A 14,105-nucleotide genomic window follows, 5' to 3' on the forward strand; every position below is an offset into this window, starting at 1 on the left:
AAAAGTAAAAATAAAATATAAGGACAATTCAACTGTAACTACTGCGTGCATACAATGGCATTATTTCATTCATAAACAAGAGCGTGAAAGAAAGGATGATAAACGATGTGTGGTATAACGGGTTGGGTCGATTTAAAGCGATCGCTTTTAAATGAAACAGCAACAATAACAAAAATGGCTGACACTTTATCGAAAAGAGGTCCTGATGACACCAACGTATGGACACAGCAGCATGTTGCTTTTGGGCACAAACGCTTAGTTGTAGTAGATCCTCAAGGCGGAAGACAGCCGATGACGCGAGAAAAAAATGAACAGCTCTACACGCTTTGCTATAATGGAGAGCTTTACAACACGGAAGATATTCGGAAAGAATTACTAAAAAGAGGTTATCAATTTCAGGGACATTCAGATACGGAAGTACTTCTAACATCTTATATAGAATGGAAAGAATCATGCGTAGATCATTTTAACGGTATCTTTGCTTTTTCGATCTGGGATGAAGCCAATGAAAAGTTATTTATAGCACGCGACAGAATGGGAGTGAAGCCCTTATTCTATCGATCTTATGAAGGTGGAATTCAATTTGCATCAGAATTAAAGGCGATATTAGCTCATCCTGAGGTAAAAGCAGAAGTAGGATTAGATGGATTAGCAGAAGTGTTTGGCTTAGGACCTTCTCGATCTCCCGGCCACGGCGTATTTAAAAACATAAATGAATTACGCCCGGCTCACGCGCTCACGCTTACGCGTAACGGATTGAAGATTTGGCGATACTGGAACGTAAAAAGTGAGCAGCATACAGATAATTTAGCTGAAACAACAGAAAAAGTTAAATTTTTAGTGCAAGACGCGATTGTAAGACAGCTAGTGTCGGATGTCCCGGTTTGTACATTTTTATCAGGTGGAGTGGACTCAAGCGCCATTACAGCAATTGCTGCAAATGCGTTCAAAGAAAGCGGCAAGGGCTCCCTTCATACGTATTCTATCGACTATGAAGACAATGATAAATTTTTTAAAGCAAATGAGTTTCAGCCAAATTCTGATGGAACTTATATCAAGCTCATGTCCGATACGTTTCAAACAAATCATCATCGCTGCATTATTTCAACGGAGGACCTTGTGCAGCATTTAACAGAGGCTGTAGAGGTGAGAGATCTTCCTGGAATGGCTGATGTAGATTCATCGTTGCTTTGGTTTTGCCGTGAAATCAAACAAGATTTTGTCGTGAGCTTATCAGGAGAATGTGCAGATGAAATTTTTGGAGGATATCCGTGGTTTCACCGAAAACACGATTTGTCTTCGGATACTTTCCCGTGGATGCGCTCATTAGATGCTCGAATTGATTTGCTGCAAAGTTCATGGAGAAAGAAATTACAGTTAGAAGATTATGTACGTGCAAGATATGAAGAAACGTTAAAGGAAGTGCCTGAATTAGAAGGTGAATCGTTAGAAGATGCGCAGCGGAGAAAGCTGTTTTATTTAAATCAGGTTTGGTTTATGACAACTTTATTAGATCGTAAAGATCGTATGAGCATGGGAGCGAGCTTAGAAGTACGCGTGCCTTTTGCAGATCATCGCCTTGTGGAATATGCATGGAATATTCCATGGGAGATGAAAATGACGGGCAATAAAGAGAAGGGGATTTTACGAAAAGCGCTTGAAGGAATTTTGCCTCATGACGTTCTTTATCGCAAGAAAAGCCCTTACCCTAAAACGCATAACCCAGCTTATACAAAAGCTGTAACTGTATGGCTTCAATCTCTTTTACAAGATAAACAGTCACCTCTTTATGAATTTTTTGATAAGCAGCAGTTAAAGCATATTATTGATACAGGCGGAGAAGGATTTAAAGCGCCGTGGTTTGGTCAATTAATGACAGGGCCTCAGCTGCTAGCTCATCTAGCTCAAATTCACGTCTGGTTTACTCACAATAATATTCAAATTGTTGAATGACAGGACCCTCTCAGTACAGAGGGTTTTTTTATGAAATCAGTCATCCATTTCTCTTTTTTATACGTTTAAGTAGAGAAGAAGACCGCAGTCTATTTTTGTATAACTTTACATAGATATAAAATAAAAGCTTGAAAGCACCGAATAAAGGGAAAGTGTACTGAAACCCTGGAAAAATGGTACAAACGTCATATTTTCATGGTTTAGTTATTGGTAATTTTATGATTCGAATAAAGACAAGCAGTTTATCGTTGTGTTTAATAATAAAGCTTTGTATAATGTTTGTATAACTATTGTATAAGATTAGGAGTGTATGTATGCAAAAAAACGTAATCGTGATTGGAGCAGGTCCAGGAGGACTAGCGGCAGCAATGCTGTTAGCAAGTCATGGCTATAAAGTAGATGTATATGAAAAGCAAGGATACGTGGGCGGGCGAAATTCAGCGATTAAAATGTCAGGTTATACGTTTGATATGGGTCCTACATTTTTGAGCATGCCACAGATTTTTGAAGAATTATTTCAAGCTGCTAATCGCAATGCGCATGACTATATGGACTTAAAACGTCTAAATCTCATGTATGAGCTTATCTTTGATGATGCACAGATTCAGATGACGGATAACCATAAAAAGATGAAAGAAGAAATCGAACGTTTATACCCAGGAAACGGGGAAGGCTATGAGCGCTTTATGAAAGACACCGAAGCAAAGATGGCGGCTTTGCTGCCTTTATTGCAAGGCCAGATGGATCGTTTTCATCACTATTTAAAGCCTGAAGCAATTCGAGCACTGCCGCATTTATCCTTAGGTAAAACGCTCTATGATGTACTTGGCAAGTATTTCACTGATGAGAAATTGAAATTAGCTTTTACTTTTCAATCGAAGTACTTGGGAATGTCCCCTTGGGAATGTCCAGGAGCCTTTTCTATTTTATCGTTTATGGAACATGCCTACGGTATCTTCCATCCGATAGGAGGAGTAAATCAGCTATCTCAAGCAATGGCAAAAGTAGTGGAAGAACATCAAGGGCACATCCACTTAAACCAAGGTGTTCAAAAACTATGGATTGAAAATAAGAGAGTAAAAGGGATTATTCTAGAAAATGGAGAGCGAATAGGGGCAGACGACGTCATTATCAATGGAGATTTTGCTCATGCCATGACGAATTTAATAGATGAAGGTACGCTTAAAAAATATGCAGTTAAAAAACTTGAAAAGAAAAAATACTCTTGTTCCACTTTTATGATTTATCTAGGCATAGACAAACAGTACAAAGATCTGCCTCATCACACGATTGTGTTCGCTGAAGATTATAAAAAAAATGTAGAAGAGATCACAAAAACGTTAGCTCTTTCAGAAGACCCTTCCATCTACATTCAAAACCCAAGTGTAACAGACCCAACTTTAGCACCAGAAGGAAAGTCTGCTCTTTATATTTTAGCGCCGGTTCCAAATAATTTCAGCGGTGTAAACTGGGATGAAAAACAAAAAGCTTTTCGAGATGCAGTATTAAAAATTGTAGAAAAGAAAACGGGTTTCAAAGATTTAGAGAGTCATATTGAAGTTGAAAAAATCATTTCACCAAAGCAGTGGGAAGAAGACGTGCTGGTCTATAAAGGAGCGACATTTAACCTTGGACATCAGCTCACTCAAATGATGGTACTGCGTCCGCATAATAAATTTGAAGAATTAGAAAATTGCTGGCTAGTTGGAGGAGGAACTCATCCAGGGAGCGGTCTACCAACTATTCTGGAATCATCCCGCATTACGACAAAGCTCATCTTAAAAAGAGACGGACAATTACTGAATGAGCCGTTTAAAACCATGAAGGAAATGGAGAGTGCATTATGAGAACAGCAATTGTTGGAGGCGGCATAGGCGGTTTAATTACCGCTTTGTTATTAAGCAAACGAGGTTTTTCTGTTGATATTTTCGAAAAAGAAAACAGGCTGGGCGGCCGGCTGGCGTTTGTAGAAAAAGACGGTTATAAAATTGATGAAGGTCCCACGATTGTCTTGCTGCCTTTAATGCTTGAACGTATTTTAGATGAAGCGGGCATTTCTGCTTCTCAATATGAACTAATACGCTGTGATCCACTTTATGATATTCATTTTCCAGACGGTACGACCTATACAAAAAAAGCGACTGAAAAAGATCAGTTAGAGGAGATTAGCCGTTTGTTTCCAGGCGAAGAGCAAAACTATCGGCGTTTTATGACGGAATTAAAAAAGCGATTTGAATTAGGAAGTAATGCATTTTTGGAAAAAACATTTGTAAATAAACGAGATTTTTGGACATGGCAAAACATTAAGGCATTAAAAAAAATGAATGCAAATAAATCAATGAGAAAATTTGTTTCAACGTATTTCCATGATGAACGTCTAGTAGATGCCTACTCGCTGCAATCTCTCTATATTGGAGGGAATCCTTATTCGGCACCAGCTATTTATTCCCTTGTTCCTTACAGTGAGCATGCTCATGGCATCTATTACGTAAAAGGGGGATACGCAAGTCTTGTGCCACTTCTTGAAAAAGCGCTGATAGAGCAAGGTGTAAGCATTCATTTGAATAAGGTGGTTCAAGAGCTTTCTATATTAGGAGACAAGACAGAAGGGGTTATTGTTGACGAAAAACTTCACCCATTTGATCAAGTGGTTTTAAATGGCGACTTTCCTAATATGGCGAAAATTGCTCAAAAAAAAGAAAAGAAGTATGTGCCTTCGTCCAGCTGTCTGCTGCTTTATCTTGGTTTGAAGAGAAAATATGATCATCACAATGTGCATCAATACTTTATGGGCAATGATTTGGCTAAACATATGGAAGCAGTGTTTAAGCATAAAACGATTCCTGAAGATCCCGCTATTTATACATTTAATCCCTCTGTTATTGATCCATCCCTAGCTCCCGAAGGAAAAAGTGTGCTATATGCACTTGTACCGGTTCCATCAGGTGGCCACATTGATTGGAGCAATCAGCAAGATTTTGTTGATGGAATCATTCGAACTTTGGAAGAAAAAGGGTTTGGGGAGCTGCGTAAAGAAATAGAATGGGTAAAAGTACGCACGCCAAATGATGCTCAAGCATTTGGACTTTACGAAGGCGGAAGCTTTGGTATTGCTCCTGAGCTGTTTCAGTCAGGCGTATTCAGACCTCAGTACCAGCCGTACGAATATAAAAATGTTTTTGCGGTGGGAGCATCTATACATCCAGGCGGAGGCGTGCCAATTGTTATGCAAGGAGCAAAAATGTTGGCTGATCATCTTATTGAACAATCGTCTATTCAAACGGTTGCAAAGCTCTCTTAAGATCTTGTGAAGCCATAAGGAAATGATGGTTTATCCTTTAATAGAGAAAGGGGTCCTATATGATGAACATTTCGTTAGACAAAGCGTACACTCAGTGTGAAGAAATTATTAAAGAAAACTCAAAAACGTTTTACAAAGCTTTTTCCATGCTGCCGTCAAAACAAAGAAAGGCAGTATGGGCGGTATATGCATTTTGCCGTCAAGTCGATGATATTGTAGATGAAGGAAGTAATCCTGAAATAGAGCTGCAGCAATTCGAAGGAGAATTTGCTCGGTTTAAAAATGGAGAACTATTAAACGAAAGCGCCATGTGGGTAGCTCTGCGCAATGTATTTGAACAATATGAAATGAATGTTCAAGCATTTGACGATATGATTACCGGTCAGCGAATGGATTTAGTAAAAAAAGAATACGATACGCTTGATGAAGTGAAAACATACTCCTATCATGTAGCGAGTACGGTAGGGTTAATGCTTTTACCGATTTTAGCTCCAACTACTCATAAAGAATTAGAAGAAGAAGCAGTTGCGTTAGGCATTGCGATGCAGCTGACCAACATTTTAAGAGACGTGGGGGAAGACTTAGAGCGAGGGCGCATTTATTTACCGAAAGACCTTATGAATTCTTACGGATATACGCGCACGCTATTAGAGAACCGGTGGGTCACTTCTGAATTTATAGAAATGTGGGAGCACCTGGCCAAAGAAGCAGAAATGTATTATATAAAAGGGCTTCAGTCGATTCATAAATATCCTGTGGCTTCTCGTTTACCTCTTACAGGAGCGGCGCATTTATACCGAGCAATTCTTGATAAAATTCGAAAAGAACATTATGAAGTATTTACAGAAAAGCATTTTGTCACAAGTCAAGTGAAAAAGCAAATTATGACATCTATTTCTACGGGGTAACGCAAAGGAGCTACTTTTCCTTTGCGTTACTTTTTTTTGAAGAGATATGAAAGCGTTAATTATTATGTAAATAAGAAAAAAGTCTCATTTTTATCACATATTAACTTGAATATTCAGAAAATTATATATATGATAATATATATAACATTAAATGTTAATAAAACTAACATGAAAGAGGGGTTACAATGAAAAAAGTGGAAGCTATCATTCGTCCAGAAAAATTTCAAGCACTGCGCGTAAAATTAGAGGAAGTAGGAATAAACGGATTAACAGTCTCAGAAGTGGCAGGCTGCGGTCAGCAAAAAGGAGAGCAGGGACTGTTCAGGGGACAAAGTTTTGAAATCAAACTAGTACCTAAAGTCAAGGTAGAAATGATTTTAGAAGCAGAACAAGTTGATGAAGTCATTAAGATCATTCAATCAATTTGTTCTACGAACCAAATAGGCGACGGAAAGGTTTTTGTCTATCCGGTAGAGGATGCTGTACGAATTAGAACAGGAGAAGCAGGTGTAGAGGCTATTTTATAAAAAGAGAGTGTTATTTTAATAGAGGGGGAGTTAAGCGTTGAAAAAGAAAATTAGTGCGGTTTTGTTTATTAGTTTGTTGGCGGCAACACGCGTTAATGCAGCTGATCCAACTGTCGAATCAGTCAGTGCATCAATTGACATGATGTGGGTAATGTTTGGGGCAGTGCTTGTGTTTTTAATGCACGCAGGGTTTGCGATGGTTGAAACAGGCTTCACTCGTTCGAAAAATTCGCTTAATATCTTAATGAAAAATATGCTAACGGTAGCTGTATCTTCCGTATTGTATTTTGTGATTGGTTTTGCCCTTATGTTTGGAAATTCAAAAGGAGGGTTTATCGGTTCAAGCGGTTTCTTTTTAAATGGAGAAAGCGATCAAATGAGCTTTTTTGTCTTCCAAATTGTTTTCGCAGCAACGTGCGCTACGATTATTTCAGGAGCGGTAGCGGAACGTATGAAACTATCCAGCTATATGATGCTCACGATTGCGATGGTAGCTGTGATTTATCCAGTTGTAGGTCACTGGGTATGGGGAGGAGGGTGGTTGTCCAAACTAGGCTTCGTAGATTTTGCAGGATCGACAGTTGTTCATTTGACTGGGGCTCTTGGTGCGGCTGTAGCAGTTACTTTTCTGGGAGCACGTCTAGGAAAGTATGGAAGCGATGGAAAAGTCAATGCTATTCAAGGGCATAACATTCCGCTTGGCGCATTAGGTGTATTTATCCTCTGGTTTGGCTGGTTTGGATTTAATGGAGGAAGTACATTAGCAGCCGATCCTGCTCTTGTCCCGGGAATCATTGCAACAACATTAATGTCTGGGTCATGCGGAGTCCTGTCTTCTGCTTTATACACAAAGTTTCGCTACAAACGTATTGACGCTAGCTTAACATTAAACGGTGCCTTAGCTGGACTTGTAGGGATTACAGCTGGAACAGCAAACGTATCGATCCCGGGTGCGATCGTCATTGGGCTGATTGCAGGAATTATTCTAGTAGAAGCTGTGCATTTTATCGATAGCAAAATGAAGTTAGACGATCCAGTTGGCGCTATTACTGTTCATGGAATTTGCGGTATTTGGGGGACGTTAGCAGTGGGGCTGTTTGATACAGCTAACGGTTTATTTTATGGTGGCGGCGTACAGCTATTAGGTATTCAAGCTCTTGGAATTATAGCTGTGATGGGTTGGACAATTGGAACGGTTGGATTATTCTTATTTGTTCTCACGCGTTTTTCTTCCATTCGAGTATCAAACGAAGAAGAAATTGCTGGTTTAGATTTTGCTGAACACGGTTCATCCGCATACGAATTTCGTGAAAGTTTTTTAGCGACAGGAGACGGCAATCTTCATCCTGAATTTGGTGTTGGATTGATTGATCGATTAAATAAAGTGGGTAAAGTATCGGATAAACCTCATATATCGAACGTAAATGAGACGATATAGCAGTATATAGATAGAAAAAAGTGATTAAAAGTAAAAACTTTTAATCACTTTTTTTGTTTTTATCAACTTATTTAACAATAATGTAAGCGTTAACGTTATAATGGAAACAAAAGTGAGTTTGAAACAGTTCGTCTATAGGAGGGGAATAGATGAAATGGAAAAGGACAAGTATGCTACTTATACTATTATTGCTTTTTGGAAGCAGCGCCTCAGCGCAAGATCATAAAGATATACGTGATGAGGTGATATACTCATTGATGATCAACCGTTTTTATAACGGAAGTGAACAGAATGATCGAAATGTTAACTATGAACGCTCAGATGCCTATTATGGAGGCGATTTACAGGGAGTAGCACAAAAGTTAGACTATATTCAAGAGATGGGATTTACCGCTGTTTTATTGACTCCTTTTATGGAAAATGATGAGACAGGCTATCATGGATATGCGGTGACCGACCATTATAAAATAGACGATCATTTTGGAACGTTAAAAGACTTACGAAATCTTGTGAAGAAAGCACATGAGCGCAATATAAAAATTATGGTCGAATTTCCTTTGACAATCAGTAACAATCATACCTGGATAGCAGATAAAGGAAAACAAACATGGATAAGTAATGAATCCGGTACGGATAACGAAGTAATTAAAGCATTGCCTCACCTTAACTTAAAAGAAAGCGCCGTGCAGAAATACCTTATTAAAAATGCTGCCTGGTGGAGCAAACAAACAGATATTGACGGATATTACGTTAAAGATATCGATCAAGCTCCTTCTGCATTTATTTCATCTTTTTCTCAGACGTTAAAAAGCATGGATCCTTCCTTTCTATTAATAGGAGAAATAAACGGGCATTCATTAAAAAAAAGTGAGCAGGCTGATTCATTAGGAATGGATTTGCTTGTAGATAGAAAGCTAGCCGAAGCCACTGCTGCTACGTTTAGCGGTACTAATCGTCCGCAGAAAATGTTGTATGACAAGTGGGAAAAAGGAAGTAATTTGCCTTTAGCCAATTTTTTAGATGATGTTCATAGCACACGTTTTACAGCAAAAGCATTAAAGAGTGAAAACCATCCTGGAGCCCGAACAAAGCAAGGGCTTTCCTACCTTTATACTTCGCCGAGTGTACCGATCGTTTTTTATGGAACAGAAATTGCGCTGAATGGGGGAAAGGGAGCAGAAAATTATGGCATGATGAATTTTTTAGCTAATCCCGATATTATAGATCATTTAAAAAAACTGGCTGAACTTAGAGCGAAATCGCCTTCTCTTCGAAAAGGAAGCTTTACCATTGTGTCTGAGCAAAAAGGTGTGGCCGTATACAAGAGAAGGTATAAGGACGAAACGACGTTTGTGGTGATTAATAATACAAAGGAAACGTCAGCCATTAATGTCCCGCTTAAAAAAGTTGGAAAAGAAAATGAACTAAGAGGGTTAATAACGGAAGGAATTATACGACCAGTTGACGATGTATACAACATTTCATTGGAGCCTGAGACGACAAATGTATATAAAGTAGTGAAAAAGTCAGGGCTCAATATAGGATATATCGCAGCAGTTGCCGCTGTTTATACGGGATTTGGCATCTTTTTGTACAAAGCATCGTCAAAAAGAAGAAAAGAAAAGAAAATTTCTCAATCTCATAAAAAGGACAGCGCGTCGTAGTTGTCAAACTATATTGGATAAGTAGTAATGAAGAAAACATAATTAAGAGGTGGAATTATGGGTGTAACAATAAAAGATGTGGCAAATTTAGCAAATGTAGCCCCTTCGACGGTATCTCGCGTCATTGCAGACAGCTCAAGAATTAGTGAAAAAACAAAACAGCGCGTGCGATCGGCTATGAAAGAACTTGGTTATCACCCAAATATTATTGCGCGAAGTCTAGCAAATCAAACGACAGAGGCAGTCGGCCTAGTGATGCCGAGCTCAGCAGACAAGGTGTTTCAAAATCCATTCTTCCCAGAAGTGCTAAGAGGAATCAGCACCGGAGCTCACGAAAACAAAAGAGCGATTTATATGTCAACTGGAGAAACGGAAGAAGAGATTTTTGCAGAAGTTGTTCAAATGGTACAGGGAAGACGAGTGGATGGATTAATTTTGCTGTACTCCAAAGTTGATGATCAAGTGCTTTCTTATTTGCAAGAACAGAGCGTTCCGTTTGTAGTTATTGGAAAGCCGTTTAAGCATAGTGAAAGCATCACGTTTGTTGATAACGACAATTTTAAAGCTGGAAAAGAAGCGACGGAATATTTAATTGAATCTGGTCATGAGCGTATTGCTTTTATTGGTGGAAGTCTTGAATTAGTCGTTACCATTGACCGTTTAACAGGCTATGATAAAGCGATTCAAAAAGCAAACATTCCTTACCGGGATGAGTATGTGATTCATGAAGAATTTCTACAGAAGGGAGGAAAAGAAGCTGTTTGCGAACTTTTATCTCTAAAAGAACGTCCAACGGCTCTAGTAGTAGCAGATGACTTAATGGCATTAGGTGTTTTAAATACATTGGATGAAATGGGAATTTCGGTTCCTGAAGACATCTCTATTGTCAGTTTTAATAATGTCTTAATCGCTGAAATGGCTAGACCAGCTCTTACATCAATTGATATTAATATTTTTGAACTTGGTTATCAGGCTGTAAGCTGCTTGATTAAGCAGATTGAAACGCCATATGCTGTTGCAGAACAAGTGCGCGTTCCTCACAAAATGATTAAAAGACAGTCCTGCAAAACCATTCAAATGACGAAAAGATAACGTAATACACAAATAGAAAGAGGCTGAGACAAAAGTAGTGTAGTTGAAGGAAGATCCGAACGAGTTTGATTCTTGATGGAGAATCAAACTCGTTCGGATTTTTTCGTTTTTAGATTGAATTGATTTAGGTATGTCTCAACATCCTCTTTACGCAAAAAAAATTGGCATTTTAAGCGCCAAAAAAATATACATATGCCAATTATTTTTTCTTTTATCAAAAAGAAAGAATGATATAAGTAGTGAAAGCCTTGATGATAAAGAGGCTGTAAAGTTTTATTAAAAGTTGGCACGCTACTTGCATAACTATAAAGTAAACAAAGATTTGCATACTAGGAGGCATATATCATGGTAGTTTCTTATTCTCATGAACCATTTACAAATTTTAAGGACGAAAACAATAAACAGGCATTTCAAGAAGCATTAACATATGTGAATACACAGCTTGGCAAGACGTATCCACTTGTAATCAACGGTGAAAAAGTGGAGACCGAAGAGAAAATTACGTCTGTTAACCCAGCAAACATAAAAGAAGTAATTGGATATGTATCTACAGTAAATAAAGATCTAGCAGAGCAAGCAATGCAGTCAGCTCTAAAAGCTTTTGAAACGTGGAAAAAGTGGAAAGTAGAACACCGAGCAGATATTCTTTTCCGCGCAGCGGCCATCATTCGTCGAAGAAAGCATGAATTTTCTAGTTATCTTGTAAAAGAAGCAGGAAAGCCTTGGAACGAAGCAGATGCTGATACAGCAGAAGCAATTGATTTTTTAGAGTACTATGCACGTCAAGTCCTGACATTAAAAGACGGTTCCCCAGTACAGAGCCGAGACGGTGAGTATAATCAGTACAATTATATTCCGCTTGGCGTAGGTATTATTATTTCACCATTTAACTTCCCGTTAGCTATTATGGCTGGAACCGCAGTAGCAGCTATTGTAACCGGAAATACGATTTTATTAAAACCAGCTGATGCCACTCCTGTAGTAGCAGCGAAATTTGTAGAAGTAATGGAAGAAGCAGGATTACCAAAAGGCGTATTAAACTTTATTCCTGGTGCTACACCTGAAATTGGTGACTACTTAGTGGAACATCCAAAAACACGCTTTGTTTCATTTACCGGCTCGCGTGCAGTGGGTTGCCGCATTTACGAAAGAGCAGCAAAAGTACAGCCGGGGCAAAAATGGCTAAAACGTGTTATAGCTGAAATGGGCGGAAAAGACACGGTGGTTGTAGACAAAGATGCTGATCTTGATTTAGCAGCTTCTTCAATCGTATATTCTGCATTTGGTTTTGCAGGGCAAAAGTGCTCCGCAGGTTCTCGTGCTGTTGTGCATCAAGATGTATATGATGAAGTGCTTGAAAAAGCAGTTGCGCTAACAAAAACATTAACTGTTGGCAACCCGGAAGAAGTTTCGACTTATATGGGACCTGTTATTCACGAGGCTTCGTACAATAAAGTATTATCGTATATTGAAATTGGAAAAGAAGAAGGGCGTCTCGTTGCGGGAGGAGAAGCAGACAATTCAACTGGATACTTTATTCAGCCAACTATTTTTGCGGATGTAGATGAAAAAGCTCGTCTCATGCAAGAAGAAATTTTTGGTCCGGTAGTAGCATTCTCTAAAGCGCGAGATTTTGATCATATGATGGAGATTGCAAACAATACAGAATATGCATTAACAGGCGCTTTATTATCAAATAACCGCGAGCATATTGAACGCGCCCGTGAAGAGTTCCATGTTGGAAACCTGTATTTTAACAGAGGATGTACAGGAGCGATTGTAGGGTACCAGCCTTTTGGCGGATTTAATATGTCAGGAACGGATTCAAAAGCAGGGGGACCGGATTATCTAGTTCTTCACATGCAAGCAAAAACAACATCTGAAACATTTTAATTGGAAAATAAGGAGGAATAAATATGACAACTGAAACACAAAAAACGGTGAAAATTATTGAGCAAACAGAAAAGTTTGGGGCACATAACTATCATCCGCTGCCGATTGTAATTGAAAAAGCAGAAGGCGTATGGGTACACGATCCAGAAAATAATAAATATATGGATATGCTAAGCGCGTATTCCGCTGTTAACCAAGGACATCGTCATCCGAAAATTATTGAAGCATTAAAACGTCAAGCTGATAAAGTAACGTTAACGTCACGAGCGTTTCATAATGATCAGCTTGGTCCATGGTATGAAAAGATTTGTAAATTAACAAATAAAAATATGGCTCTGCCAATGAATACGGGAGCAGAAGCGGTTGAAACAGCCATTAAAGCTGCACGCCGCTGGGCTTACGATGTGAAAGGTGTTGCTGAAAATCAAGCACAAATCATCGCATGTGTGGGCAACTTCCACGGTCGTACAATGACAGCTGTTTCATTATCATCCGAAGCAGAATATCAACGTGGTTTTGGACCGATGCTTCCAGGGCTTCAAACGATTCCTTACGGTGATTTAGAAGCGTTAAAAGCCGCTATTACACCAAATACGGCCGCATTTTTAATTGAGCCAATTCAAGGCGAAGCAGGTATCGTTTTACCTCCAGAAGGCTTCTTAAAAGCTGCAGCTGACTTATGTAAAGAACATAATGTGTTATTTATTGCGGACGAAATCCAAGTCGGCTTAGCGCGTACAGGCAAAATGTTTGCTTGTGATTGGGAAGGCGTAGAACCAGATATGCTGATTTTAGGTAAAGCGCTTGGAGGAGGAGTTTTCCCTATCTCTTGCGTAGTTGCTAACGAAGACATTTTAAGTGTTTTTAACCCTGGTTCTCATGGTTCAACGTTTGGCGGAAACCCGCTTGCTTGTGCCGTATCATTAGCTGCTTTGGAAGTAATTGAAGACGAGGAACTTCCAGCGCGTTCATTAGAATTAGGTTCTTATTTCAAACAGAAGCTCCAAAGCTTAAGCAATCCAGTTGTGAAAGAAGTGCGCGGCCGCGGTCTATTCATCGGGGTAGAATTACACGAAGAGGCTCGTCCTTATTGTGAAAAATTAAAAGATCAAGGTTTGCTTTGTAAAGAAACGCACAGTACGGTTATTCGTTTTGCTCCGCCGTTAACGATTTCAAAAGAAGAGTTAGACTGGGCAATTGAACGAATTGAAAAAGTATTTGCTGAGTAATCGGTTTAAAATAAATAAAAGTAGTACGACATGTATATATCGTACTACTTTTATTCATATGCAGCTAAATGAAGTTTTTATTTGATAGGCAGGAGGAATA

At 39.0% G+C, this 14,105-nt stretch carries 10 protein-coding genes; all 10 read left to right on the forward strand.

Going from position 1 to position 14,105, the window contains the following annotated elements:
* Window positions 1–105: 105 nt before the first annotated feature.
* The 10 genes from asnB (at window position 106) to ACH0CI_RS22150 (ending at window position 14,005) form a co-directional block, all read left to right on the forward strand.
* Window positions 106–1,953, forward strand: coding sequence for an asparagine synthase (glutamine-hydrolyzing) (gene asnB / locus ACH0CI_RS22105; RefSeq protein WP_028412408.1), 1,848 nt, complete (start codon window positions 106–108; stop codon window positions 1,951–1,953).
* 314 nt (window positions 1,954–2,267) lie between these two features.
* Complete coding sequence (locus ACH0CI_RS22110) at window positions 2,268–3,800, forward strand: phytoene desaturase family protein (protein ID WP_034267744.1); 1,533 nt, start codon at window positions 2,268–2,270, stop codon at window positions 3,798–3,800.
* Window positions 3,797–5,254, forward strand: a complete 1,458-nt coding sequence (locus tag ACH0CI_RS22115) for a phytoene desaturase family protein (protein WP_406902279.1) — start codon at window positions 3,797–3,799, stop codon at window positions 5,252–5,254. Before ACH0CI_RS22110 ends, ACH0CI_RS22115 begins: the two co-directional genes overlap by 4 nt.
* 59 nt (window positions 5,255–5,313) lie before the next feature.
* Complete coding sequence (locus tag ACH0CI_RS22120) at window positions 5,314–6,162, forward strand: phytoene/squalene synthase family protein (RefSeq protein WP_034267741.1); 849 nt, start codon at window positions 5,314–5,316, stop codon at window positions 6,160–6,162.
* Window positions 6,163–6,347: 185 nt separating this feature from the next.
* Window positions 6,348–6,689 (forward strand): P-II family nitrogen regulator, encoded by a 342-nt coding sequence (locus tag ACH0CI_RS22125; RefSeq protein ID WP_028412404.1) that lies wholly within the window; start codon window positions 6,348–6,350, stop codon window positions 6,687–6,689.
* Between the two features lie 37 nt (window positions 6,690–6,726).
* Complete coding sequence (locus tag ACH0CI_RS22130) at window positions 6,727–8,127, forward strand: ammonium transporter (RefSeq protein ID WP_406902280.1); 1,401 nt, start codon at window positions 6,727–6,729, stop codon at window positions 8,125–8,127.
* A gap of 149 nt (window positions 8,128–8,276) precedes the next feature.
* Window positions 8,277–9,791, forward strand: a complete 1,515-nt coding sequence (locus tag ACH0CI_RS22135) for an alpha-amylase family glycosyl hydrolase (RefSeq protein WP_406902281.1) — start codon at window positions 8,277–8,279, stop codon at window positions 9,789–9,791.
* Window positions 9,792–9,848: 57 nt separating this feature from the next.
* Window positions 9,849–10,883, forward strand: a complete 1,035-nt coding sequence (locus ACH0CI_RS22140) for a LacI family DNA-binding transcriptional regulator (protein WP_028412401.1) — start codon at window positions 9,849–9,851, stop codon at window positions 10,881–10,883.
* A 345-nt stretch (window positions 10,884–11,228) separates the two neighbouring features.
* Window positions 11,229–12,776 carry an L-glutamate gamma-semialdehyde dehydrogenase gene (pruA, locus tag ACH0CI_RS22145; RefSeq protein ID WP_028412400.1) on the forward strand — a complete coding sequence of 516 codons (1,548 nt, stop codon included), beginning with the start codon at window positions 11,229–11,231 and terminating at the stop codon, window positions 12,774–12,776.
* A gap of 23 nt (window positions 12,777–12,799) precedes the next feature.
* Window positions 12,800–14,005: an ornithine--oxo-acid transaminase gene (locus tag ACH0CI_RS22150; RefSeq protein ID WP_028412399.1), complete on the forward strand. Its 1,206-nt coding sequence runs from the start codon at window positions 12,800–12,802 to the stop codon at window positions 14,003–14,005.
* Window positions 14,006–14,105 lie beyond the last annotated feature (100 nt).

Source organism: Priestia sp. 179-F W1.4 NHS (assembly GCF_045369295.1).
Taxonomy (GTDB): Bacteria; Bacillota; Bacilli; order Bacillales; family Bacillaceae_H; genus Priestia; species Priestia zanthoxyli.